Raw genomic sequence first — 23,640 nt, 5'->3', positions numbered from 1 at the left:
TCAATCCCTGTGTTTTGGAAACGGTACTGTAATTGCAGTGCTACAGGGGCTTGGTGCTTTTTTATAAGGAGAATGAAAAATGAGCACAAGTATGCAAAGGATGGATATTAAGAAAATACTGAATGAAAATAAAGTGGGAAATTTTCAAAAACTCATTTTATTTTTCTGTTTCACTATTATTGCGCTTGATGGTATTGATGTGGTGGTCATGGGCTTAATTGCACCGCAGATTATACAAGAGTGGGGCATTACTGCACAGCAAATCGCGCCTGTGCTGAGCGCTGCACTGGTTGGTTTAGCGATTGGAGCTTTGGTTTCAGGACCATTATCCGATAAGTTTGGGCGTAAACCTGTATTGATTTTTAGTTTGATTGGCTTTGGTATTTTTACTTTGTTGACTGCATTTTCAACAGATATTACACATTTAATTATTTATCGTTTTTTAACGGGACTCGGTGCAGGTGCTGCTGCACCCAATGCGGCAACATTGGCAGCAGAATATGCACCTGATCGTCGTCGTTCATTTACAGTAAATACTGTTTATTGTGGTTTTTCTTTAGGCGCGGCGGCAGCAGGCTTTTTAGCTGCATGGATGATTCCTGAATTTGGTTGGCGCAGTATGTTGGTTTTAGGTGGAGTTTTACCTTTAATTTTAGCGCCATTTTTATATTGGAAAATGCCAGAATCGATTACATATTTAGTTAAAAAGGGTAATGCACAAGATAAAATCCAATTGATTTTACATCGTTTATATCCTCAACAAAAATTTGAACATTATCAGTTTTATTTAAATGAAATCCCAACCGAAAAAACGGGATTAAAGCTTATTCTTTCACGTGAATATTTGTATGGGACGGTCATGCTATGGATTGCTTATTTCATGGCATTGTTCTTGATTTATTTATGCAGTAGTTGGTTGCCTACACTGATTAAAATGAATCAATTCAGTATTTCTCAAGCAGCTATAGTCACATCATTTTTTCAATTGGGTGGACCTTTAGGTTGTATGGTTTTAGGTTGGCTGATGGATCAATATCGTCCACGAGTGGTTCTATTTATTGCAATGTTGGTGGGCACATTTGCCACTTATGCTTTAGGTCAGTTTAGTCAAAACTTTAATTTAATGTGTGTGATGGCATTGATTTTAGGCTTTACCTTTAATGGTGGTTCTACAGGTTTAACCTCGGTTGCAATGGGTTATTATCCAACGAGTGCGCGAGCAACAGGGGCAACGTGGATGAATGGCATCGGACGTTTAGGTGCAATTTTAAGTGCTTTTGCAGGAGCAGCGATGATTAATGCAAAAATTCCACTAGAGACGATGTTTACTTTATTAATGATCCCTGCATTTTTATCAGGTTTAGCAATTTTATTGCAATCACCAAGAAAGAAAATTACTAGTGTGAAAAGCTTAAATTATTAATATTTAATAAAGTGTTGTTGGTATTTATGAATCAATAACAACAACACTTAGTATAAAACAAGGAAGATTTATGCAATATCACTTTGAAAATAAAGTTGCCATGGTGACAGGTGCTGGCTCTGGAATCGGGCAAGCTACGAGTATTTTGTTGGCAAAATATGGTTGCAAGTTATGTTTAATTGATATTAATCAAAACCATTTAGCTGAAACTGTCCGTTTAATCGGGTCACAGGTTGATATTTTGCTACAAGTGGGTGATGTTTCCAATGCTGAGTTTATGCAGTCTTGTATTGAGCAAATTGATCAACACTTTTCAGGTTTAAATTTCGCCTTTAATAATGCTGGGATTGCAAGTCCTGTCAAAAGTATTGCTGATTTATCTATTGAGACATGGCATAAGCAAATAGATGTAAATTTAAACAGTATTTTTTATTGTTTACATTTTCAAATCCCATTAATATTAAAAAATGGCGGTGGTAGTATTGTGAATACCTCTTCTATTTTAGGTACTGTTGCGACTAAAAATCGGGCAGCATATATCACAGCAAAGCATGGTGTGACTGGATTAAGTAAAGCTGCTGCTTTGGACTATGCACAGCAGAATATTCGTGTGAATTCTATTCATCCTGGTTATATTGAAACGCCATTAATCCGTAATGTTCAGACCGAAGCAACACAGAGTAAGCATCCTATTCAAAGGTTGGGCACAGTGGATGAAGTTGCAAATTTGGTGATCTTTTTACTTTCAGATCAGGCTTCATTTATCACTGGGGCAAATTATGCAATTGACGGTGGATATACCACGCAATAATCAACTTTTGCTCGATACAATTTAAATCACATTTCTTAAATCTCGTGCAGTTTCTTGTAATAAAGGGAGTATTTGCTGAATTAAATATTCTTTTGTGGTGCGCATCGTGGGCGATACAATATTCAGTGCAGCAACAACATTACCTTTAGGTCCATAAATAGGAACAGCGAGAGCATGCACCCCAAGTTCATGTTCTTCACTAGAATAGCACCAATCTTGTTCTTTAATTTCATCTAAAATATGCAAAAAATGCTGATTATTCATACAGCTATATTTGGTGATTCGCTTTAATGGATATTTTTCCAACCATTCTTGTTGTTGTTCCAAACTTAAATGTGCCAATAAAATTTTCCCTGCAGATGTCGCATGTGCAGGTAAACGATTGCCTAAATGCAGACCATAAGGATTGACTCGATCTGTCTGTTGATGTGCTGCGCTTCGAGCAATGGTAATTGCTTCAAAACCATCTAAAACCATCACTGAGAAGATGAGGGAAGTTTGTGTGGTTAATAAATTTAATAAAGGCTGACAGATTTTTGGTAGTTGCGACCCACTGAGGTAAGCACCTGAAAACTTTAAAACTTTAGGAGCTAGATAATAATAATGCCCATCAAACTCCAAATAACCTAAATATTCTAAAGTGAGTAAATGTCGTCTTGCGGCTGCACGTGTTAAGCCTGTTTTCTCTGCGGCAATACTAATATTTAAACGATGACGTTCAGAACCAAAACATTCCAAGATCGCCATCCCTTTACTGATACCTGCGACAAAATCTTCATGTCGAATCAGTTTTTTATTTTCTGAGTTTTCTAAAATCTTTTTTTCGAGTTCATTTTCTACAGTCATTTTTAATACATTCCTTGTCGATTTACCATAAATACTTATCGTATTAGGTTAATTTAAAATTGATAGGTGGATGGATAAAATTTGAATAAATGTTCGACTATCGAACAATTATTCTATGTATCGAACAATTTCACTATTTTATGCTAGAACAAAATCCAAAAAACAATAAAAATGAGGATACGGAATCTACACAAAAACACTCGGGATTGGGTGTGATCTTCTTCTTTATGAATACTCAATACAATCCTGAACGAGATTTATTTTTTATTTTTATAGCAAATGGAGTTGTCTAATGATTGATAAAAGTGCTTTCTCACTTCACGATGCGCTTTCACAAATCAAGGACGGTTCAACCATCATGATTGGTGGATTTGGCACAGCAGGACAACCTGCAGAGCTCATCGATGGCTTGATCGAACTCGGTGTGAAAGATCTTGTCATTATCAATAACAATGCAGGCAATGGTGACTATGGTCTAGCTAAACTGCTCAAAGCGGATGCTGTCCGTAAAATCATTTGCTCTTTCCCTCGTCAGTCTGACTCTTGGGTATTTGATGAGCTTTATCGTGCGGGAAAAATCGAGTTAGAACTTGTACCACAAGGTAATTTGGCTTGCCGTATCCAAGCCGCAGGTATGGGCTTAGGTCCAATCTACACACCTACAGGTTTTGGGACGTTACTTGCTGAAGGCAAACCAACCTTAAACTATGAAGGTAAGGATTTCGTTTTAGAAAACCCAATTAAAGCGGATTTTGCCCTCATCAAAGCACAACAAGGCGACCGTTGGGGTAACCTTGTTTACCGTAAATCTGCACGTAACTTTGGCCCGATCATGGCAATGGCAGCAGATGTGACCATTGCACAAGTGTCTGAAGTTGTAGAGCTAGGCACTTTAGATCCTGAACATATCATCACACCAGGTATTTTTGTACAACACGTTGTACAAGTAAAACCTGCTCAATCATTGGTTACGGAGAATTAAACATGAGTTATACAAAATTAAGCCGTGATCAAATTGCTGAGCGTGTGGCACAAGACATTCCTGATGGTGCATATGTCAACTTAGGCATTGGTTTACCGACGAAGATTTCCAATTATTTACCCTCTGACAAAGATGTATTTTTACATTCTGAAAATGGTCTTTTGGCTTTTGGTCCACCACCTGCTGAAGAAGATCGTGATCCTGAACTAATTAATGCCGGTAAAGAATTTGTCACCATGCTGACGGGGGGTTGTTTCTTCCATCATGGTGACTCCTTTGCCATGATGCGTGGTGGTCACTTAGACATCGCGGTACTCGGTGCTTTCCAAATTGCTGAAAATGGTGATTTAGCAAACTGGCACACAGGCGCACCTGATGCGATTCCTGCGGTTGGCGGTGCCATGGACTTAGCCGTTGGTGCGAAAAAAGTATTTATCACCACAGATCATGTGACCAAAAAAGGCGAGCCTAAAATTGTGGCTGAACTGACTTATCCTGCCACAGGTTTAAAATGTGTAGACCGTATTTATACTGACCTGTGTGTGATTGACGTCACTGCTGAGGGCATGAAAGTGATTGAAAAAGTGGAAGGTCTTTCATTTGAAGAATTGCAGTCGATGACAGGTGCAAAATTGATTGATGCGACTGCTTAAGGCACTTTAGAAATATACAGAATCCCCCTAAATCCCCCTTTTTCAAAGGGGAACTTTGACCAATAAATATTTATTTTTCATTGGAAAGTCTCCCTCATTTCAGGAGGGATTAAGGGAGGTAAAGGATTTAAAAATGAAAAACGCATATATTATTGATGCCATCCGTACACCTTTCGGTCGCTATGCAGGTGGACTTGCACCTGTACGTACAGATGACTTAGGTGCATTACCAATTAAAGCTTTAATTGAACGTAATCCATCTGTGAACTGGGAAAAAGTCGATGATGTGATTTATGGTTGTGCCAACCAAGCAGGTGAAGACAACCGTAACGTCGGTCGTATGTCTGCACTATTGGCAGGTGTGCCATATCAAGTGCCTGCAACAACAGTCAATCGTTTATGTGGTTCATCGCTAGATGCAGTGGCAATGGCAGCACGTGCGATTAAAGCAGGTGAAGTAGATTTGATTCTTGCAGGTGGTGTCGAAAGTATGTCACGTGCGCCATTTGTGATGGGTAAATCTGAATCTGCTTATGGTCGTGCACAAAAGCTTGAAGACACGACGATGGGTTGGCGTTTTATCAATCCAAAACTGAAAGAAATGTATGGTGTTGAAACCATGCCACAGACTGCGGAAAACGTGGCTGAGCAATTCAACATTAGCCGTGCCGATCAGGATCAGTTTGCTTTGACCAGTCAACAACGTACTGCGGCTGCACAGGCAAAAGGTTTCTTCGACAAAGAAATTATTCCTGTGACCATTCCACAGCGCAAAGGTGATGCCATTGTTGTTCCAAAAGATGAACATCCTCGTGCAACCACGATTGAAGCATTAAGCAAGTTAAAACCTGTAGTGAAAGCTGAAGGTACAGTGACTGCCGGCAATGCTTCAGGCATTAACGATGGTGCAGCAGCGCTATTGATTGCTTCTGATGATGCCGTTGCAATGTATGGTTTAACAGCTCGTGCCAAAATCATTGCTGCAACAACTGTTGGTGTTGAGCCACGCATTATGGGCTTTGGTCCTGCACCTGCGATCAAAAAACTATTGTCTCAAACAGGTTTAAGCCTTGAGCAAATGGATGTGATTGAACTAAACGAAGCTTTTGCAGCACAAGCATTGGCTGTGACGCGTGACCTAGGTCTTGCTGATGGTTCAGAGAAAGTCAATCCAAATGGTGGCGCGATTGCTTTGGGTCATCCACTCGGTGCATCGGGTGCACGTTTGGTCATCACCGCGCTGAATCAGCTTGAAGTAACAGGTGGCAAATATGCCCTGTGCTCAATGTGTATCGGTGTCGGTCAAGGCATTGCTTTGATTATTGAAAAAGTTTAAGGATCAGCAAAATGAGCCAGTTATTTGCAAGTTTGTTTTATCAAGCTGATGTCACTCAGATTTTTAGTGATCAGGCATTGATTCAATACATGATTAAGGCAGAAGTTGCTTTGGCACAGGCGGAAGCTGATGTTGGTGTCATGCCGCAAAGTGCCGCAAGCATTATTGCCCAAGTCGCTGAAGAGCAAGGCATATATGCGATTGATTTTGAAAGCTTGGCAACAGCAACTGCATTGGCTGGCAATATTGCAATTCCTTTTGTAAAGCAATTTACTGCTGCTGTAAAAAATGTCGATGAAGAGGCTTCTCGCTATGTACATTGGGGCGCAACCAGTCAGGATATTATTGATACTGCGACAGTTTTACAAGCAAAAGATGCTTTATCTATCATTCAAATACAATTACAAAGTGCTCATGATGTTGCAGTTCATTTAGCAGAACAGTATCGTGATCAGGTCATGATTGGGCGTACATGGTTACAGCAAGGACTACCGATTACGTTAGGGCATAAAGCTGCACGTTGGGCGAGTAGTTTTCAGCGTGATTTAGAACGTTTAGAGCAAATAAAATCTCGAGTACTCACTGTTCAATTGGGTGGTGCTGTTGGCTCTTTAGCATCTATTTTAGATCAAGGTTCGGCAGTTATTGAGGCTTATGCACAACGACTTGATTTGTCTAAACCTGATTGCACTTGGCATGGCGAACGTGATCGTATACTGGATATTGCCCACTTTTTAGCAGTTGTTACAGGTAATACTGGGAAAATGGCACGTGATTGGTCACTCATGATGCAAACAGAAATTGCAGAAGTGTTTGAGCCGACAGCTAAAGGACGTGGTGGTTCATCCACAATGCCACACAAGCGTAACCCAGTCGCGGCTGCATCTATTTTGGCAGCAGCAAATCGAGTGCCTGCCTTAATGTCGAGCATGTACCAAAGTATGGTTCAGGAACATGAACGTAGCTTAGGCGCATGGCATGCAGAATGGCTTGCACTACCTGAAATTTTTCAGCTTTGTGCCGGTGCATTGCAGCGCACACATGAAGTATTACAAGGCTTAGAAGTTAATTCTGAAAATATGCAGCGTAATATTGAATGCACACAAGGTTTGATTATGGCGGAAGCGGTCATGATGGCTTTAGCCCCTAAAATGGGACGCTTAAATGCACATCATTTGGTCGAAGCTGCATGTAAAAAAGCGGTTGCTGAGCAACGTCATTTACAAGATGTTGTGGCTGAAATTGCAGAGGTTCAGCAGTATTTTAATGCTGAACAATTGCAACAGATATTTAAACCTGAGTCTTATTTGGGAAATATTCAAGATCAAATCGAAGCTGTGCTGAAACATGCTAAAGGAGAGGCAAAGTGATGAACAAAATTATTAATCGACAAGGAAAGGCTTTAGCAATTCAAATTGATGGTTTAGATCATGCACCTGTGATTATTTTTTCGAACTCTTTAGGAACGGATCATCACATGTGGGATGAGCAAGTTGCTTATTTTAAAGAAAATTACAAAGTTGTTCGTTACGATACACGCGGTCATGGTCAAAGTGATGTAATTGAAAACTCTACTTTGGCAAACCTCGGCGAAGATGTACTGGATATTTTAGATGCCTTAAATATTTCAAAGGCACATTTTTGTGGCATCTCGATGGGTGGTATCACAGGTTTATGGCTTGGGATCAATGTTGCGGATCGTTTTGAAAGCATTACTGTGGCAAATTCTGCTGCCAAAATTGGACAGGCAGAAGCATGGCTTACACGTGCAGACCAAGTCGAAAAAGAAGGTCTAGCAGACTTAGTCAAAACCACACATACCCGTTGGTTTAGTGAGTCATTTGATTATCAACACGATGACTTAGCACAACGTACGATTCAAAGCTTAGCCGCAACACCAGCTCAAGGTTATGCAGCGTCTTGTCGTGCATTGGCTGATGCAGATGTTCGTACAGATTTAGTCGAAATTCGTATTCCAACGTTATTGATTTGTGGGGCGAAAGATCCCGTGACTACACTTCAAGATGGTGAATTTATGCAGTCTAAAATACAGGGCAGTGAGCTTCAAAGCATAGAGGCTTCACATTTGTCTAATATTGAATGTCCTGTAGCGTTTAGCCAAATTTTAGCCAAATTCATTGCATAAATTAAAAACAGCTTAAAACAGATTTTGCCTAAAGGAGATAGACATGGCATCTCAGGAGAGTACTGTCCTTAAAAAAGGGATAGATGCCCAAGCATTAATCAATAATGCTCCTGTATCAAAGTTTCAATGGATGATTGCAATTGTTTGTTTTCTCATTGTTTTTGTTGATGGAATAGATACAGCTGCAATGGGTTTTATTGCACCTGCATTGGCACAGGATTGGGGTGTTGCTAAGGCTGATTTAGGCCCTGTGATGAGTGCTGCCTTGGGTGGGATGATTTTTGGCGCATTATTTTCAGGTCCATTGGCTGATCGATTTGGGCGTAAGATCGTATTAAGTATCTCCATGCTGATTTTTGGCGGCTTTACCTTAGCTTGTGCTTATTCTTCAACTTTAGATCAGTTGGTTGTTTTTCGTTTTCTCACAGGAATTGGCTTGGGCGCAGCAATGCCAAATGCAACGACTTTATTCTCAGAATATTGTCCTGCACGGATCCGTTCATTGCTTGTGACATGTATGTTCTGTGGTTATAACCTCGGTATGGCGATTGGTGGTTTTCTCAGTAGTTGGTTAATCCCAAATTTTGGGTGGCACAGTCTGTTTTTGGTGGGCGGTTGGGCACCCCTTATTTTAATGGTCATGGTCATACTTTGGTTGCCTGAATCATATCGTTATCTGATTGTGAAAGGTAATGCCTCAGACAAAGTTAAAAAGATTTTAAGTAAAATAGCACCTGAACAAGTTGCATCTGTTCATGAATTCCATGTTCCAGAAGAAAAGAGTGAAGCAGCAAATAAAAATTCTGTAATTGGTATGTTGTTTTCAAAATCATATATCAAAGGCACTTTTTTACTGTGGTTTACCTATTTCATGGGTTTAGTGATTATTTATCTCTTGACCAGTTGGTTGCCAACATTGATGCGTGAAACAGGTGCAAGCATGGAGCATGCTGCATTTATTGGCGGATTGTTCCAGTTCGGTGGGGTACTCAGTGCGCTATTTATTGGTTGGGCAATGGATAAATTTAACCCTAACCGTGTGATTGCAGGCTTTTATTTCTTAGCTGGTGTATTCGCTTTTATTGTGGGTCAAAGCTTAAATTATCCAACATTCTTAGCAATATTTATCTTATGTGCAGGTATGGCTGCCAATGGCGCTCAGTCTGCAATGCCAGCGTTAAGTGCTCGTTTCTATCCTACCCAATGTCGTGCAACAGGTGTGGCATGGATGTCAGGTATTGGACGTTTCGGCGCTGTATTTGGTGCGTGGATTGGTGCGGTATTACTGGGTAATCAGTGGTCATTTACTGCAATTTTATCTTTATTACTTATTCCAGCGACTGCTGCGGCAATTGCGATCTTAATTAAATCATTTGTTGCACATACAGATGCAACCTAAGAGGAAATTTTTATGAACGATGAAGAACGTTATCAACAAGGCATTCAGGTTCGCAGTGAAGTGTTAGGTGAAAAACACGTGCAGCGCTCTTTGGATAATTTGAATGACTTTAATGCAGATTTTCAAAACTTTATCAGTCGTTTTGCATGGGGAGAGGTATGGTCACGTCCAGGAATGCCACGCCATACACGTAGTCTAGTCACGATTGCGATTTTGTTGTCATTGGGCAGAACAGATGAACTACGCTTACATTTGCGTGCTTGTTTTAACAATGGTGTGACAAAAGACGATTTAAAAGAATTATTTATTCATTCATCACTGTATGCAGGTTTACCTGCGGCAAATGCAGCGATGCATATGGCTGAAGAAGTGTTTAAAGAACTCGGCTTAGATGCTGAATAATGAAGTGATAACAGGTTAAGGAATTTAGTTTTTAAAAGGAAACGATGATGTCTAAAAATATTTGGGGCGCATATGCACAGCGCAATAGTGAAGATCATCCACCTGCGTATGCACCAGGCTATAAAACAAGTGTATTGCGTTCACCAAAAAATGCATTAATTTCGATTGGTGAAACCATTTCAGAAGTGACTTCACCACGTTTTTCGGCAGAGCACTTTGGTCCAAAAGATAATGACCTTATTTTAAACTGTGCTAAAGAAGGCTTACCGATTGGTGAGCGTGTCATTGTACATGGCTATGTCCGTGACCAATTTGGTCGTCCTGTAAAAAATGCATTAATTGAAGTATGGCAAGCCAATGCTTCTGGTCGTTATCGTCATCCAAATGACCAATTTATTGGCGCTTTAGATCCAAACTTTGGTGGTTGTGGTCGTATGATGACAGATGAAAATGGTTTTTATATTTTCCGTACCATTAAGCCTGGTCCATATCCTTGGCGTAACCGTATTAATGAATGGCGTCCTGCGCATATCCATTTTTCTTTACTTGCTGATGGTTGGGCGCAACGTTTAATTTCACAATTTTATTTTGAAGGTGATCCACTGATTGACAGTTGTCCAATTATTAAAACCATTCCTTCAGAAGATCAACGACGCGCTTTGATTGCCCTTGAAGACAAGAGCAATTTTATCGAAGCTGATAGCCGTTGTTATCGTTTTGACATCACTTTACGTGGTCGTCGCAAAACCTATTTTGAAAATGAATTAGTTTAATACATGGAGTAAATGCTATGAACGGTTGGAATTTCCAAGAATTACATGAAACCCCATCGCAAACAGGTGGACCTTATGTTCATATCGGTTTGTTACCTAAACAAGCAGGTATCGAGGTTTTTGAATATAACTTTAATAATGACTTGTTGAAAAATAATCCAGAAGGTCAACGTATCCGTTTAGAAGGGCGTGTATTTGATGGTGTGGGTGTACCATTACGTGATGTTTTAGTCGAAATTTGGCAAGCTGATGCAAACGGCGTTTATCCAAGTGATGCAGATTTTCAAGAGAAAAATGCAGATCAAAACTTCCAAGGTTGGGGACGTGCTGGCGCAGACTTCCAAACAGGTGTATGGCATTTTAATACTATCAAACCAAGCACTGTTCCTGGTCGTAAAGGTTCAACACAAGCACCGCATATTAATCTGATTATTTTTGCACGTGGTATCAACTTAGGTTTAAACACCCGTGTTTATTTTGAAGATGAAGCTGAAGCGAATGCAAAAGATCCTGTATTGAATAGCATTGAGTGGGAACCACGTCGCCAAACTTTGATTGCTAAGCGCAGCGAAGAAAATGGTGAAATCGTCTATCGCTTTGATATTTATGTTCAAGGCGACAAAGAAACTGTATTTTTTGATATTTAATTAAATATATAGATTTTAAAGTGATGTACATCTGGTGAAACAAAACCACTGGATGTACAGGAAAAATGATTGGGATTGAAAATGAATAGGTTTGCACTCAAAACATGTTTGACTAAAGTAATGTATCGTGTTGAATTTTTCGGAAATTGGCAAAAAAATGCCAATGAAGCAGAAATCTTTTTAGGTACACAACAAGTCGTGACGGATGAAAATGGCAAAGCTCAAATTCAATGGAAACCGAATCAAAAAGTGCAATCAATCACTGCCACATTAACTGATATTCATGGCGCAAGTTCAGAATTAAGTCCTGCTGTAGAACTGTAATTTTACTATTTTTTGAATCATTATTGCTTAAGGAAAAGCATATGAAACATTGTTTATTGAAACCTTTAACGTTGCTGGGTTCTGCACTCTTTGTATCACAATGTACATTTGCTCAAATGCCATGGTCAGAAGACCGACAATGGCTTTTGGGGGGCTGGAATGGTGAACGCAAGAGCTTAGAAGAACAAGGCTATAAGTTTAATTTTGGTTTTCAAAGTGAAAGTGCAACAAATCTCGAGGGTGGTTATAACGATGATCGAGAAATGTTGCATGCTTACCAATTCACGTTAGCTTCACAATTTGATTTGGAGAAAATCGCAGGTTTGGAAAATACCCAAGCCAGTGTCATGATCACCAAACGTGACGGACAAGCATTATCCGCAGAACGAATTTCTGATCCACGCGCATCACAGTTTAGTAGTGTGCAAGAAATTTATGGTCGAGGACAATCTTGGCGTTTATCACAAGCATGGATAAAATCTGGGTTTTTAGACAATACGTTACAGTTTAAAATTGGACGAATGGGCTTGTCTGAAGACTTTAATGCTTCACATTGTGAGTTTCAAAACTTAATGCTATGTGGTGGTCAACTGGGTAAAACGGTAGGCAATATTTGGTATAACGGTCCTGTGTCACAATGGGGAATGAACCTAAAATATCAATTTTTGCCTGAATGGTCACTTGCAGCAGGGATTTATGAAATGAATCCTGAAAATACCTTTGAAGATCGTGGCTTTAATTTAGGCATGGATGATGCCGAAGGCGTTTTGATTCCTGTCGAGTTGACTTGGAAACCTAAACTTGCCACTTTTAATGGTTTAACAGGAGAATATAAACTCGGTGCATTTTATGCCACTGCGGATGCAAAGGACGTAAAAACCAATACACAAGGTCAGATCATTGACGCGAATACATCTGCAAAAGTCCATGATCATAAACAAAGTGTCTGGTTAAATGCACAGCAACAACTGACTGCACATGAAAATGACAGTAAACGTGGTCTATTTGCATCTGCCAATTTCACTTGGAATGATAAAGCGACCACCACTGTTGAAGCGTCACAGCAGTTGGCATTTTGGTATAAAGGTGCATTCGATGCTCGTCCACAAGACAGCATTGGTTTAGGTTTTGCACGTTTTGATGTTAATGAGCGCGTTCGTGATCGTCAGCATTATCAGAACCAACAAAATGGTTTAACTGCGGCAGATTATACAAATCCTTTATACCGACCTATTCAAAATGATGAGCTCAATATTGAGCTGAATTATAGTTTGAATTGGTCACCAGCAATCATGTTGCGTCCAAATATTCAATATGTGCATCAAGCAGGTGGTTTAAAGCAAGTAGATGATGCATGGGTGTTGGGTTTAACTACGCGTTTCAACTTCTAAGCCATTTATTTTCCCCAATAAATAAAAAGCGATCTACTTAGATCGCTTTTTATAATTAATATTGTGACAAATGAATAATTTGACTCACTTTTTCCACTGTTTCAAGTAATGCTGGTGCGAGTTCTTCAACACGTTTTTCATTTAAACGTACAGATGGACCTGCGATACTTACCGTCCCAAAAGGAATACCTGTATGTGGATTCAGAATGACTTTTGCCATAGCAGTCATTCCTAACTCATAAGTATCTTGAATTAAACCATAGCCTCGATCTTTAGATGCTTGTACTAAAACTTTAAGCTCCTCTAAGTTTTTGGGTGTATTGGGACCAAATAATTTTGCTTTTTCAAAACCTTCGCGTTCTACTAAGCGTAAAAAATCAGCCTCATTGAGCGCAGAAAGATAAGTTAAACCACAGGAAGACGCAGGTAAATACGCCACGCTGCCAGAATCAGGGTCATATTTTAAACCTGACTTTGAACCTTGAGCTTTTGCAATCCAAATAATATTTTCATTTTCAATGAGACCCAAACGCACCAGTTCAGCAGATTCTTCAGCCAACTGATTGAGTAGCGGCTGAAAAGTTTCTGTAATTGAGCGAGAAGACAAATATGTCAGTCCCATTGAAGCGATTTTTAAGGTCAGTTTATAGTGCTGGCTTAGTTCATCTTGATAGATATAACCCATGTCTTTCATCGAGCTTAATAAACGATGCATTGCAGATTTGGGAATATCTAAATCAGTTGAAAGCTGGCTTAAAGCACATCCATTTACATCTTTTAATAACGCTTCGAGCACGGTTAAAGTGCGGTCATTATTACTCAGCATAAAAAATCCAAATTAATTACTAATATTTTTTTGGAACAGTGTTCCAAAAAATTAAAAAACAGATTATATTACATCTTAGATTCTATCCTAAATGATTTTAGATAAATCAGCATGATCTAAGGTGAAAAACTGAAGTCTTCAGTTCATTTAGAGCCTAAATCAAATTTAAACCTATTTATGCACGGAACAGCATAAATGAAATAGGTGAACGCTAAGGGAGCAAGTGTATGCAGCAACAGGTAGATTTAAGGGAATTTCTAGACGAAAATAGAATTTCACCTTTACAAAAATTTATTATTTTTATTTGTTTAATGATCGTTGTTGTTGACGGTATTGATATTTCAATTATGGGTTTTGTTGCACCCGTCATTAAAAATGAGTGGGGAATTACTACAACTGCATTAGCACCTGTAATGAGTGCAGCATTGGTCGGACTGGCATTAGGTGCCGTGATTTCAGGACCATTAGCCGATAAATTTGGGCGTAAAAAATTATTAATCGTAAATTTAATTGGGTTTGGATTTTTTACGCTCATTGCGGCAGTTTCAACCAATGTTACAGAACTGATGATTTTCCGTTTTATTGCAGGATTATTTATGGGTGGTGTGATGCCACAAGCTGTGACGCTAACCACTGATTATTCACCCATGCGTGTAAATGCACGAATGGTCACATTGATTTTAAGTGGTTTTACTTTTGGTGCAGCATTAGGTGGCTTTTTAGCGGCATGGGTTATTCCGCACTATAACTGGCATGCCATGATGATTATTGGTGGAATATTACCTTTAATCTTGGCAGTGATTGTGGCATTTAAATTGCCCGAATCCATTGGTTTTAAGGTTTTAAAGCAACATCCTAAAGCTGAAATTGATGCCATTATTCAAAAAATTGCACCTGATTTTGATACAACGAACAAAGTTTTTGTACTACCAAAACCAAAAACGAAGTCTGTAGATAATCCAGTTAAAACGATTATTAGCCCATTTTATTTCCTTGGTAGTTTCTTACTGTGGTGGACATATGCTTCAGGTTTATTTGTGGTGTATCTACTTGGAAGCTGGTTGCCAATGATGTCAAATGAGTTTGGTTTCAGTATCAGTGAAGCATCTATGATTACTGCAATTTATCAACTTGGTGGTCCGATCGGTTGTTATGCTTGCGGTTATTTGATGGATAAAATCAATGCACATATCGGTTTGGTAATTTCTTATCTGATCGCAATTGTCTTCATGATTTTCATTGGTGAAGTGGGACATAACTTCTACATATATAGTGCAATGTGTTTCTTTGTTGGCATGTGGATGAATGGTGCAAACTCAGGTGTAAATGGTTTATCAAGTGCATTTTATCCCATCTTTGCACGTGCAACAGGAAATAGTTGGATGCATGGTATTGGACGTTTAGGTGCGGTTGCCAGTGCATTTGCTGGTGCTTATTTCCTCAATCAAGGTTGGTCAGCAAGTAAAATTTTCCTTGTACTCTGTGTGCCTGCCGCAGGGATGGTCATAGCTTTACTCCTCATGAAAATGATTTATTCACCACAACGTATGCAACAACGAGCTTTAGACGACGCAAAAGCTTAATAAAAACACTTTAATTTACTGAATTTTAAAAGGATATTGAATTATGAGTATTCAATTGAATGGATCGACTCGTCTTTATTTTGTGGTTGGGCATCCCATCCAACAAGTAAAATCACCTGAAGGGGTGACTTTGGAACTGATTTCAAAAGGTTTAAATGCCATTGTGCCACCTGCGGATGTACATCCAGATTATTTTCCAGAGTTTGTAAATAACACGAAAAATATGCTCAATACAGATGGTTTGATCGTGACTGTGCCACACAAAATTACAGCTTTACAGTGCTGTGACCAAGCGACAGAACGTGCAAAATTCATTGGTGCAGTGAATACCATTCGTCGCTGTGAAGCTGGTTGGGAAGGTGACATGCTAGATGGTACAGGCATGGTACAAGCAATTAAATTAAAAAATATTCAATTAGAACATAAACGTGCCATTTTGGCGGGTGCAGGTGGTGCAGGCAAAGCGATTGCCTACGAATTATTGTTGGCTGGGGTTGCAGAACTGGCAATTTTCGATGTCGATGCACAACGTCAGCAACAATTGGTTGACCATTTAAATGCGCTTGGCAAAGGCAAGGTTGTTGCACATGACAATGACCCAACAGGTTTTGATGTCATTGTGAATGCAACCCCGATGGGCATGAATGGTGATCCATCAGCAGCATTTCAGCTAGACAAGTTAACTCACACCATGTCAGTTGCGGATGTTGTTACTAAACCAGAAAAAACACCATTTGTGACTCAGGCATTGGCGCTTGGTTGTACTGCGGTAACAGGTACAGATATGTTTATTCAAGTTCGTGATTTGATGGTGAATTTTCTACTTGACAATGAACGTTCAGGAGGTGTAGATGATGCAGCCTGAATCTAAACAGCGCCAGTACTCACTGTCATTTTTAACTGTTGCGGATGTATCACCTGTTGAAGCAATTAAGATCGCGGCAGAATGTGGCTATGCACAGGTCGGTTTACGTCTTTTACCTGCGGCACCGAATGAAGCTGACTATCCGATTTTAACAGACGCAACATTAATTCGTGAAACGCAAGCAGCTTTAGCCGATACAGGCGTGAAGATTGCTGATGTAGAAATTATACGTTTAACGCCTGATTTTGATGGTCAAAAATATATTCAGTTTTTAGAAGTTGCTCAACTATTAGGTGCAAAACATATTCTCATTGCAGGTAATGATACTGAGCATCAACGCTTAGTTGAAAATTATGCAGCGTTCTGCGAGTTGAGTCAGCAATATCATTTAAGTTGTGATCTTGAATTTATGCCGTGGACGGCTGTTAAAAATCTGCAATATGCTCAGCAGATCGTGACGCAATCGGGACAAAAAAATGCAGCAGTATTAATTGATTCACTGCATTTTGATCGTTCAGATTCAACTTTAGAACAAGTCAAAGCACTGCCTGCGACACAAATGAACTACGTACAACTTTGTGATGGTTTAGCTGAATATGACCCAAGCGATGAAGGTCTAATTAAAATTGCGCGTTCTAATCGTTTAGTTCCAGGGCAAGGTGAAATTGATTTGATTTCGCTGATTCGAGCTTTACCGAAAGATATTACTTTAGCAGCAGAAGTCCCGAATCTTGCACTTGCAAAACGACCAGCGCTGCAACGTGCTCAAATTAATTTGCAAGCAATTCAACAACTCGTTGCGCTTGCTGAAGTAGATGCTATTGCGGGGTGATGTCATGAATGCGTCAACTCAACATGAGTTTAATTCTCTAGCTCAAAAAAATCGTGACCAATATGAATGTGATGTTTTGGTGATTGGTTCAGGAGCAGGTGGACTTTCTACCGCAGTGACTGCGGCAGTTCAAGGCTTGGATGTGATTGTTGCTGAAAAAGCAAGTGTTTTTGGTGGCACAACGGCGGTATCTGGGGGGTGGTTATGGATCCCGAATACGCCACATGCACAGCGTGCAGGGCAGTTAGAGCCTATCGAGCAGCCTAAAAAATATCTAAAAAATGTACTGGGTGAAAAATATGATGAAGCTCGTATTCATCAATATCTAACAAAAGCACCTGAAATGATCGATTTTTTTGAGAAATCAACAGAGGTCAAATTCAATGCAGGTGCATTGGTTCCAGACTTTTTTGATATAGAAGGTTCTCGTGTGGGTTGGCGTTCTGTTGTTGCTGCACCATTTGATGGGCGACAACTCGGGAAAAATTTACATTTGCTGAGACCTGCAATTCCTGAAACCACAGTTTGGGGCATGGGAATCGCATCTGGTGCTGATATGAAACATTTCATTAATACATTTAATGCTGTGTCTTCGTTTATGTATGCGACTAAGCGTGTTTTACGACATTTTGCAGATTTGTTATTTCGTCATCGTTCAACCCAAATTGTCAATGGTAATGCATTGGTTGCGCGTTTACTCAAGTCAGCACTTGATCAAAAAGTGAGACTATTTGCAAATCATGCTGCGCAACAACTGATTTATGAAAATAATAAAGTGGTCGGTGCAATTTTTAAAACACCACAAGGTTTGGTTAAAATTTTAGCGAAACGCGGTGTAGTTTTGGCAACAGGCGGATTTCCACATGATGAAAAACGCAAACAACAATTATTTGAACATGTTGCTTTAGGAACACCTCATTACTCGGCTGCGCCTGAAACCAATACAGGAGATGGCTTAAAGCTTGCTGAAATGGTTGGCGCTCAAGTGGATACGCAGCTGCCATGGTCAGGCGCTTGGGCACCTGTGTCATTAATGCCTCGTTTAGATGGCACATTAGGACGTTTTCCACATTTGGTTGAACGTGGGAAACCGGGCTTAATCGCTGTATTAAAAAATGGCAAGCGTTTTACCAACGAAGGTGATTCATATCCTTTATTTGTCAAAGATTTATTTAAACATACGAATCAAGGTGACTTGGCACATTGTTGGTTGATTTGTGATCATAAATTTATCCGACGTTATGGTTTGGGTGCAGTGAAACCTTTTCCAATTTCGATGCAGCCTTGGATTGAAAATGGTTATCTCAAACAAGCAGATCGTTTAGAGGACTTAGCTCAACAATGTGGTATTGATGCTGCGAATTTTAAACAGACCATTACGCAATACAACTTGCACGCAGAACAAGGGCAAGACCCTGAGTTTAAACGAGGTTCTACGCCGTATCAAAAAGCGCAAGGGGATAGTGATCATGGACCAAATCCGTGTATTGCACCGATACAAAAAGGACCATTTTATGCAGTGCAAGTGGTACCGGGAAGCTTAGGAACATTTGCAGGATTAATCACCGATCATGATGCGCGTGTATTAGATAAAAATACTCAACGTCCGATTGATGGGCTTTATGCGGTAGGTAATGACATGAATACTGTGATGGGAGGTCAATACCCAAGCGGAGGAATTACTTTAGGACCTGCCATGACATTTGGTTATTTGGCTGCAAATCATTTGGTTCAACATGCTAAATCCACGCAATCTGTACAAAAACAAAATACATAGGAAAAGCTGACATGGAAAAACAAGTCGATTTACTCATTATTGGTGCAGGTGCGGCAGGAATGTCAGCTGCATTATTTGCCAAGTTAAATGGTTTAGATGTGCTGTTATGTGAAAAAGCAGATCAGGTGGGCGGTACAACCGCAACTTCTGGAGGCACGATTTGGGCGCCGGGGTCGCATTTAAGTGTCGCAGCAGGTGTTCCTGATGATATTGAACAAGCACGGATTTTTCTTAAATCGGTGGTGGGCGAGCGTGGCGGAGAACATTTACGCGATGCATTTTTAGAATCTAGTCCAAAAATGATTAAAGACTTAGATGAAAAAACCACGGTGAAACTGAATGCATGTTTAGCACATCCTGATTATGTCAAAAACCAACCGGGAGAAGCTTTTGGTGGTCGAGCTTTGGCACCTGCCGAATTTGATGCTCGTGTGTTAGGTACAGATTTTAAATACGTGCGTCCACCCCGTCCTGAGTTTATGGGTTTAGGTGGCATGATGGTGAATCGTAGTGAATTAAATGCTTTACTGAACCCATTTTCGTCTGGCACCAATTTTATGACAACGATGAAAGTCGTGCTGCCTTATTTTATGTCACGTTTACGCTATGCGCGTGGTACTCGCTTAGTGATGGGAAATGCCTTAGTGGGGAGCTTATTTTATAACTTAAAACAAAATAATGTACCTGTTTGGTTAGAAGCACCATTACAAGAACTCATTTATGAAAATGGCAAAGTAGTTGGTGCAAAAATTAATAAAAATAATCAACAGATTGTGGTGAAAGCACGTCAAGGCGTTGTTTTGGCAACAGGTGGTGTGGGGTGGAATGCCCAATTACGTAAAAAACTATTTCCTCAAGGATTAATCGCTGACTCACTTTCACCGACCTCAAACACAGGTGATGGTTTAAGTTTTGCACAGAACATCGGCGCTAAAATTGATCCATCTGTAGACAGTAGTGTTTTGTATTTTCCATGTTCAATTCATACCCATAAAAATGGCTATAAAGCAGTTTGGCCGCACATTATTTTAGACCGTGCGAAACCGGGCGTGATTGCTGTGAATGCTGATGGGCGACGATTTGTCAATGAGTCTGATTCCTATCATGATTTTTGTATGGCACAAATTCGATCCAATAAAGCCAAAGAAAAAGTGGTGTCTTATCTCATTTGTGATGAAACCGCGATTCAAAAATATGGGCTAGGCTTCGTTTTACCTGGTGCGAAAAAGTTAGATTACTTTTTACGAGAAAAATATTTATTTTCAGCAAATACACTGGAAGACCTTGCCACCAAAGTGGGTATTCAAGCCGCAACATTGAACCAAACAGTGACGCGTTTTAACCATCTTGTGGAACAAGGCGAAGACACAGATTTTGGTAAAGGTAGCGGTGTAATGAATCGTTTTAATGGCGATCCAGATGTAAAACCGAATCCATGTTTAGGAAAATTACAGAAAGCTCCATTTTATGCATTACCTGTCGTCCCTATGGACTGTGCAAGTAGTGGTGGGCTTACAGGTGATGAATTTGGTCGTGTACTCAATCAAAACAATCAAGTGATTCAGGGCTTATTTGCCTGTGGCAATGACTTATCTTCTATTTTTAAAGGCACTTATCCAGGACCAGGTACAACGCTTGGACCAGGAATGGTGTTTGCTTGGCGAATTGCACAATTTGCAGCAGGCAAACTCAAAGATGATTCAAACAATCATACAAATGAAAATTTGTGTGAAAAATCACAAACAACTCAATCTCAAAATTTTACTCAGGAGCGCAAAACCGCATGAAACTTTATGAACTAATTAATATCACGATCAAAATGGGTACGGCTGCAAGTGTTGCAAATGGTATTCAAGATTTTCATGCAGAGACAGAAGCAAAAGCGAAATTATTAGGGGTCTGGTTTTCAGATATTGGTCAATTAAATCAAGTTGTTGTATTACGTAGTTTTGAGTCTAAAGCAGATCAAGACGCGGGTGATGCACATTTAGCTGCTCAAGAAAATTTATTTAATTCAAGTGAAAATATCATGCAATATTCTGTTGAACATTTTGCTGGTTTTGACTTTTTACCAGAAGTTGAGTTAGGCGAATTTGGTCCAGTTTATGAAATTCGTACTTATGAATTAAAGCATGGCGGTGTTCCACATGTTTTAGAGGCATGGAAAAATGCAGTGCCTACACGTACTCAATACTCAAAATTAACGGTTGCAATGTACGCACTTGATGGGCATCCACGCATTGTGAGTATTTGGCCATATGCTTCACTGAATGAACGTTCTGAGGTTCGTGCAAAATCAGTCGCTGACGGTATTTGGCCACCAAAAGGCGGTCCACAATGGTTAACGCATGAAATGCAGTCAATGATTGCACTGCCTACAGCGATTTCACCATTGAAATAATTCATATTTTTTATTAGAGCAATAAAAAGCTAGTTCAATTGAACTGGCTTTTTACATATAAATGTTTAATTTAGTTGAATGAATGACCACAACAAATTTTAAGTCAATAAAAGTGAGAAATAAGATGAAAAAGGATATAAGTTTTTCAAAAATCATTCTGGGTGGAAATGTGTTTGGTTGGACGGTCAATCAAGAGGATTCATGCAGTTTATTAGACTACGCACTTGAGCGCGGTATAAATACAATTGATACGGCAGATATGTACTCGACATGGGTAACAGGACATGTTGGTGGTGAGTCAGAAACAGTGATTGGTGAATGGCTCAAGCGTACACCTTCGAACAGAGAAAAAGTAATTTTAATTACCAAAGTAGGTGCGCCCTTAGCAGAGGGAAAGCAAGGATTATCTAAAAAATATATTAAACAAGCAGTTGAAGCATCTCTTCAACGTTTAAATACAGACTATCTCGATGTGTACTTGAGTCATTATCCAGATGAAAATACACCCATTGCAGAAACCTTATCTGCCTATGCTGAATTAATTCAAGCGGGTAAAATTCGTCAAATTGGTGCATCTAATTATTCAGCAAAACAATTGCAAGAGGCTCTAGAGGTCAGTCATCGTCAAAATTTACCCAAATATGAAATTTTTCAACCGGGTTATAGTTTGGTGGAGCGAGAGCAATACGAGACGGAGTATCGTGATATTTGTGTTGAAAATCAATTAAAAGTGATCACCTATTTTAGTTTGGCTGCGGGTTTTTTAAGTGGAAAATATCGTGATATTTCTCAGCTTGAGGGTTCAGCACGAAAACGTCAGTTAGCGCGTTATTTTAATCCACATGGCTTAAATATTTTAAAGACGATGGATCAATTGCAAACTCAATATCAGGCAGAACTTTCTGAAATTGCTTTGGCTTGGGCGATGGCACAACCGAGTATTACTGCTCCAATTGCTTCAGCGACATCGTCTATACAAATTGATTCATTTATAAAAGCACTCAATTTAAAACTTGATGAAGCAGATCTTCAGCGTCTAAATGAAGTCAGTCAGTATTCGAATAATACTTGAGAGTTAAAATAAAAAAACAGGGCATTTTCCCTGTTTTTTTATGACATGTAGGAGGGTGATATTAAGCAGTATTAAGCCGTTTTTTGTAATTGAGTTAAAGACGATAAATGAACTGTACGTTGTTCCTTAGCTGCTTGTTCAATACATTCTAAAAGTTGAATATTTTTAATCGCATCTTGTGGCGATGAAATAGGTTCAACTTGCCCATTGATGACATCAACAAAATGGCTTAGCTGAAGTAAATAAACGTCTTCTTGTTTATTAGGTTCTATTTTATTTTTCACTAAATTTACAGCCCAACTTTTTTGGCTATTTTCTGGGTAATTCCAATATTCTAAATTCGGTACACTCAATGCTCCTTGTGAACCACTAATATAATAACAGTCTTGGTCAGGCGAAGTGGCAAAACTATTTTTATTTTCCTCAGTATTTTGATCCCAACCCCACGGTGAAACGGCTGCATCAGATGCCAATAATGTACCTAAAGCGCCATTTTCAAAACGAACTAAAATTGAAATCGTATCTTCCACATCTAATTGACGATTTTTATGAGAAGTCATGGCTTGGACAGAAACAATTTCGCCATTTAAATAGCGCATTAAGTCCAGATCATGCACAAGGTTGATGGCTAAAACACCTGCACCCGCTTTTCGATGCCATTCAATATCAAAATATGGATCAGGTTTATAAACACTCCATAGTGCATTAAAAGTATTGATTTCACCCACAATACCTTTTTCAATCAACTCTTTAGCTTGTTGAATAATCGGATTGTGACGGCGATGGTGACCCACTAAAATAGGTATATTTAATTTTTCTTGTTCGCTGATTAAACTTAAGGCTTCTTCGGTATTTAATGCAAGCGGTTTCTCAAGTAAACAGGGTATGCCATGTTGCATACAAGTTATCGCTGTTGAAACATGGAAGCGATTTGGGTTAGCAATAATTACACCATCAATCAATTGATTTTTAAATAATTCATTGAGATCTTGAAAATTTGGGACAGCAAATTCCTTTGCCATCGCATCTGAAAATGGGTCACAAACGGCAACCAACTCTGTAAGAGCATGTTGAATAATGGTTTGAGCGTGTTTTTTTCCCATCACACCTGCACCAATAATGGCGATTTTTTTTAAAGACATATTTGCTTT

23 protein-coding genes are annotated in these 23,640 nt (G+C 39.4%); 20 read left to right on the top strand and 3 right to left on the bottom strand.

What is annotated here, in order from left to right:
• Positions 1-79 precede the first annotated feature (79 nt).
• Positions 80-1,423, top strand: a complete 1,344-nt coding sequence (locus HUV91_RS04545; RefSeq protein WP_130075164.1) for an MFS transporter — start codon at positions 80-82, stop codon at positions 1,421-1,423.
• A 70-nt stretch (positions 1,424-1,493) separates the two neighbouring features.
• Positions 1,494-2,234, top strand: a complete 741-nt coding sequence (locus tag HUV91_RS04540) for an SDR family NAD(P)-dependent oxidoreductase (RefSeq protein WP_174492678.1) — start codon at positions 1,494-1,496, stop codon at positions 2,232-2,234.
• Positions 2,235-2,255: 21 nt separating this feature from the next.
• Here the strand turns inward: HUV91_RS04540 and pcaU are convergent, their stop codons facing one another.
• A complete protein-coding gene (gene pcaU / locus HUV91_RS04535; RefSeq protein WP_130075162.1) occupies positions 2,256-3,080 on the bottom strand; it encodes an IclR family transcriptional regulator PcaU in 825 nt (274 codons plus the stop codon).
• Between the two features lie 292 nt (positions 3,081-3,372).
• Here pcaU and HUV91_RS04530 point away from each other — a divergent pair, with 292 nt between their 5' ends.
• The 11 genes from HUV91_RS04530 to HUV91_RS04480 all read left to right on the top strand — a co-directional run bounded on the left by HUV91_RS04530 (position 3,373) and on the right by HUV91_RS04480 (position 13,133).
• Entirely contained in the window at positions 3,373-4,062 is a 690-nt protein-coding gene (locus HUV91_RS04530; RefSeq protein WP_174492677.1) for a 3-oxoacid CoA-transferase subunit A, read from the top strand.
• Positions 4,063-4,064: 2 nt separating this feature from the next.
• Positions 4,065-4,715: a 3-oxoacid CoA-transferase subunit B gene (locus tag HUV91_RS04525; RefSeq protein WP_174492519.1), complete on the top strand. Its 651-nt coding sequence runs from the start codon at positions 4,065-4,067 to the stop codon at positions 4,713-4,715.
• A 133-nt stretch (positions 4,716-4,848) separates the two neighbouring features.
• Entirely contained in the window at positions 4,849-6,051 is a 1,203-nt protein-coding gene (gene pcaF / locus HUV91_RS04520; protein ID WP_174492676.1) for a 3-oxoadipyl-CoA thiolase, read from the top strand.
• 11 nt (positions 6,052-6,062) lie between these two features.
• A complete protein-coding gene (pcaB, locus tag HUV91_RS04515) occupies positions 6,063-7,421 on the top strand; it encodes a 3-carboxy-cis,cis-muconate cycloisomerase (protein WP_174492675.1) in 1,359 nt (452 codons plus the stop codon).
• Positions 7,418-8,197: a 3-oxoadipate enol-lactonase gene (pcaD, locus tag HUV91_RS04510; RefSeq protein ID WP_416377005.1), complete on the top strand. Its 780-nt coding sequence runs from the start codon at positions 7,418-7,420 to the stop codon at positions 8,195-8,197. Before pcaB ends, pcaD begins: the two co-directional genes overlap by 4 nt.
• 43 nt (positions 8,198-8,240) lie before the next feature.
• On the top strand, positions 8,241-9,596 hold the full coding sequence (locus HUV91_RS04505) for an MFS transporter (RefSeq protein WP_130073619.1): 1,356 nt from the start codon (positions 8,241-8,243) through the stop codon (positions 9,594-9,596).
• Positions 9,597-9,608: 12 nt separating this feature from the next.
• Positions 9,609-9,998 (top strand): 4-carboxymuconolactone decarboxylase, encoded by a 390-nt coding sequence (gene pcaC / locus HUV91_RS04500; protein ID WP_107007646.1) that lies wholly within the window; start codon positions 9,609-9,611, stop codon positions 9,996-9,998.
• Between the two features lie 47 nt (positions 9,999-10,045).
• A complete protein-coding gene (pcaH, locus tag HUV91_RS04495; RefSeq protein WP_130073618.1) occupies positions 10,046-10,771 on the top strand; it encodes a protocatechuate 3,4-dioxygenase subunit beta in 726 nt (241 codons plus the stop codon).
• A gap of 17 nt (positions 10,772-10,788) precedes the next feature.
• A complete protein-coding gene (pcaG, locus tag HUV91_RS04490) occupies positions 10,789-11,418 on the top strand; it encodes a protocatechuate 3,4-dioxygenase subunit alpha (protein WP_130073617.1) in 630 nt (209 codons plus the stop codon).
• 81 nt (positions 11,419-11,499) lie between these two features.
• The gene (locus HUV91_RS04485; RefSeq protein WP_174492673.1) at positions 11,500-11,742 is read left to right on the top strand and encodes a hypothetical protein; all 243 of its coding nucleotides are present in this window, start codon (positions 11,500-11,502) and stop codon (positions 11,740-11,742) included.
• Between the two features lie 41 nt (positions 11,743-11,783).
• Positions 11,784-13,133, top strand: a complete 1,350-nt coding sequence (locus HUV91_RS04480) for a carbohydrate porin (RefSeq protein ID WP_174492672.1) — start codon at positions 11,784-11,786, stop codon at positions 13,131-13,133.
• 55 nt (positions 13,134-13,188) lie between these two features.
• On the opposite strand, the gene HUV91_RS04475 is transcribed toward HUV91_RS04480, so the two are convergent.
• Complete coding sequence (locus tag HUV91_RS04475) at positions 13,189-13,959, bottom strand: IclR family transcriptional regulator (RefSeq protein WP_130073614.1); 771 nt, start codon at positions 13,957-13,959, stop codon at positions 13,189-13,191.
• A gap of 227 nt (positions 13,960-14,186) precedes the next feature.
• Between HUV91_RS04475 and HUV91_RS04470 the strand changes: the two genes are divergently transcribed.
• The 7 genes from HUV91_RS04470 to HUV91_RS04440 all read left to right on the top strand — a co-directional run bounded on the left by HUV91_RS04470 (position 14,187) and on the right by HUV91_RS04440 (position 22,489).
• A complete protein-coding gene (locus HUV91_RS04470; RefSeq protein ID WP_174492671.1) occupies positions 14,187-15,542 on the top strand; it encodes an MFS transporter in 1,356 nt (451 codons plus the stop codon).
• Positions 15,543-15,585: 43 nt separating this feature from the next.
• Positions 15,586-16,407, top strand: coding sequence for a shikimate dehydrogenase family protein (locus tag HUV91_RS04465; protein ID WP_174492670.1), 822 nt, complete (start codon positions 15,586-15,588; stop codon positions 16,405-16,407).
• A complete protein-coding gene (locus HUV91_RS04460; RefSeq protein WP_228257070.1) occupies positions 16,394-17,239 on the top strand; it encodes a sugar phosphate isomerase/epimerase family protein in 846 nt (281 codons plus the stop codon). Before HUV91_RS04465 ends, HUV91_RS04460 begins: the two co-directional genes overlap by 14 nt.
• Positions 17,240-17,243: 4 nt before the next feature.
• Positions 17,244-19,016, top strand: a complete 1,773-nt coding sequence (locus HUV91_RS04455) for an FAD-dependent oxidoreductase (protein ID WP_174492669.1) — start codon at positions 17,244-17,246, stop codon at positions 19,014-19,016.
• A gap of 11 nt (positions 19,017-19,027) precedes the next feature.
• Positions 19,028-20,803, top strand: coding sequence for an FAD-dependent oxidoreductase (locus HUV91_RS04450; protein WP_130073610.1), 1,776 nt, complete (start codon positions 19,028-19,030; stop codon positions 20,801-20,803).
• A complete protein-coding gene (locus HUV91_RS04445; protein ID WP_174492668.1) occupies positions 20,800-21,417 on the top strand; it encodes an NIPSNAP family protein in 618 nt (205 codons plus the stop codon). The genes HUV91_RS04450 and HUV91_RS04445 overlap by 4 nt, the downstream gene beginning before the upstream one ends.
• Positions 21,418-21,541: 124 nt before the next feature.
• The gene (locus HUV91_RS04440; RefSeq protein WP_107007658.1) at positions 21,542-22,489 is read left to right on the top strand and encodes an aldo/keto reductase; all 948 of its coding nucleotides are present in this window, start codon (positions 21,542-21,544) and stop codon (positions 22,487-22,489) included.
• Positions 22,490-22,560: 71 nt separating this feature from the next.
• Here HUV91_RS04440 and HUV91_RS04435 read toward each other — a convergent pair whose 3' ends face one another.
• The gene (locus HUV91_RS04435; protein WP_174492667.1) at positions 22,561-23,631 is read right to left on the bottom strand and encodes a Gfo/Idh/MocA family protein; all 1,071 of its coding nucleotides are present in this window, start codon (positions 23,629-23,631) and stop codon (positions 22,561-22,563) included.
• Between the last annotated feature and the right edge of the window lie 9 nt (positions 23,632-23,640).

Source organism: Acinetobacter sp. Marseille-Q1623, from assembly GCF_902809895.1.
GTDB classification, from domain to species: Bacteria; Pseudomonadota; Gammaproteobacteria; order Pseudomonadales; family Moraxellaceae; genus Acinetobacter; species Acinetobacter piscicola_A.
This window is presented reverse-complemented; position numbering and strand designations above follow the sequence as displayed.

Coding starts and splice junctions, on each gene's coding strand:
- HUV91_RS04440 (WP_107007658.1), top strand. CDS start 21,542: ATGAAAAAGGATATAAGTTTTTCAAAAATCATTCTGGGTGGAAATGTG.
- pcaF (WP_174492676.1), top strand. CDS start 4,849: ATGAAAAACGCATATATTATTGATGCCATCCGTACACCTTTCGGTCGC.
- HUV91_RS04460 (WP_228257070.1), top strand. CDS start 16,394: ATGATGCAGCCTGAATCTAAACAGCGCCAGTACTCACTGTCATTTTTA.
- HUV91_RS04435 (WP_174492667.1), bottom strand. CDS start 23,631: ATGTCTTTAAAAAAAATCGCCATTATTGGTGCAGGTGTGATGGGAAAA.
- HUV91_RS04450 (WP_130073610.1), top strand. CDS start 19,028: ATGGAAAAACAAGTCGATTTACTCATTATTGGTGCAGGTGCGGCAGGA.
- HUV91_RS04475 (WP_130073614.1), bottom strand. CDS start 13,959: ATGCTGAGTAATAATGACCGCACTTTAACCGTGCTCGAAGCGTTATTA.
- HUV91_RS04540 (WP_174492678.1), top strand. CDS start 1,494: ATGCAATATCACTTTGAAAATAAAGTTGCCATGGTGACAGGTGCTGGC.
- HUV91_RS04485 (WP_174492673.1), top strand. CDS start 11,500: ATGAATAGGTTTGCACTCAAAACATGTTTGACTAAAGTAATGTATCGT.
- HUV91_RS04470 (WP_174492671.1), top strand. CDS start 14,187: ATGCAGCAACAGGTAGATTTAAGGGAATTTCTAGACGAAAATAGAATT.
- HUV91_RS04465 (WP_174492670.1), top strand. CDS start 15,586: ATGAGTATTCAATTGAATGGATCGACTCGTCTTTATTTTGTGGTTGGG.
- HUV91_RS04455 (WP_174492669.1), top strand. CDS start 17,244: ATGAATGCGTCAACTCAACATGAGTTTAATTCTCTAGCTCAAAAAAAT.
- pcaC (WP_107007646.1), top strand. CDS start 9,609: ATGAACGATGAAGAACGTTATCAACAAGGCATTCAGGTTCGCAGTGAA.
- pcaH (WP_130073618.1), top strand. CDS start 10,046: ATGTCTAAAAATATTTGGGGCGCATATGCACAGCGCAATAGTGAAGAT.
- HUV91_RS04505 (WP_130073619.1), top strand. CDS start 8,241: ATGGCATCTCAGGAGAGTACTGTCCTTAAAAAAGGGATAGATGCCCAA.
- HUV91_RS04545 (WP_130075164.1), top strand. CDS start 80: ATGAGCACAAGTATGCAAAGGATGGATATTAAGAAAATACTGAATGAA.
- HUV91_RS04445 (WP_174492668.1), top strand. CDS start 20,800: ATGAAACTTTATGAACTAATTAATATCACGATCAAAATGGGTACGGCT.
- HUV91_RS04530 (WP_174492677.1), top strand. CDS start 3,373: ATGATTGATAAAAGTGCTTTCTCACTTCACGATGCGCTTTCACAAATC.
- pcaB (WP_174492675.1), top strand. CDS start 6,063: ATGAGCCAGTTATTTGCAAGTTTGTTTTATCAAGCTGATGTCACTCAG.
- HUV91_RS04480 (WP_174492672.1), top strand. CDS start 11,784: ATGAAACATTGTTTATTGAAACCTTTAACGTTGCTGGGTTCTGCACTC.
- HUV91_RS04525 (WP_174492519.1), top strand. CDS start 4,065: ATGAGTTATACAAAATTAAGCCGTGATCAAATTGCTGAGCGTGTGGCA.
- pcaG (WP_130073617.1), top strand. CDS start 10,789: ATGAACGGTTGGAATTTCCAAGAATTACATGAAACCCCATCGCAAACA.
- pcaU (WP_130075162.1), bottom strand. CDS start 3,080: ATGACTGTAGAAAATGAACTCGAAAAAAAGATTTTAGAAAACTCAGAA.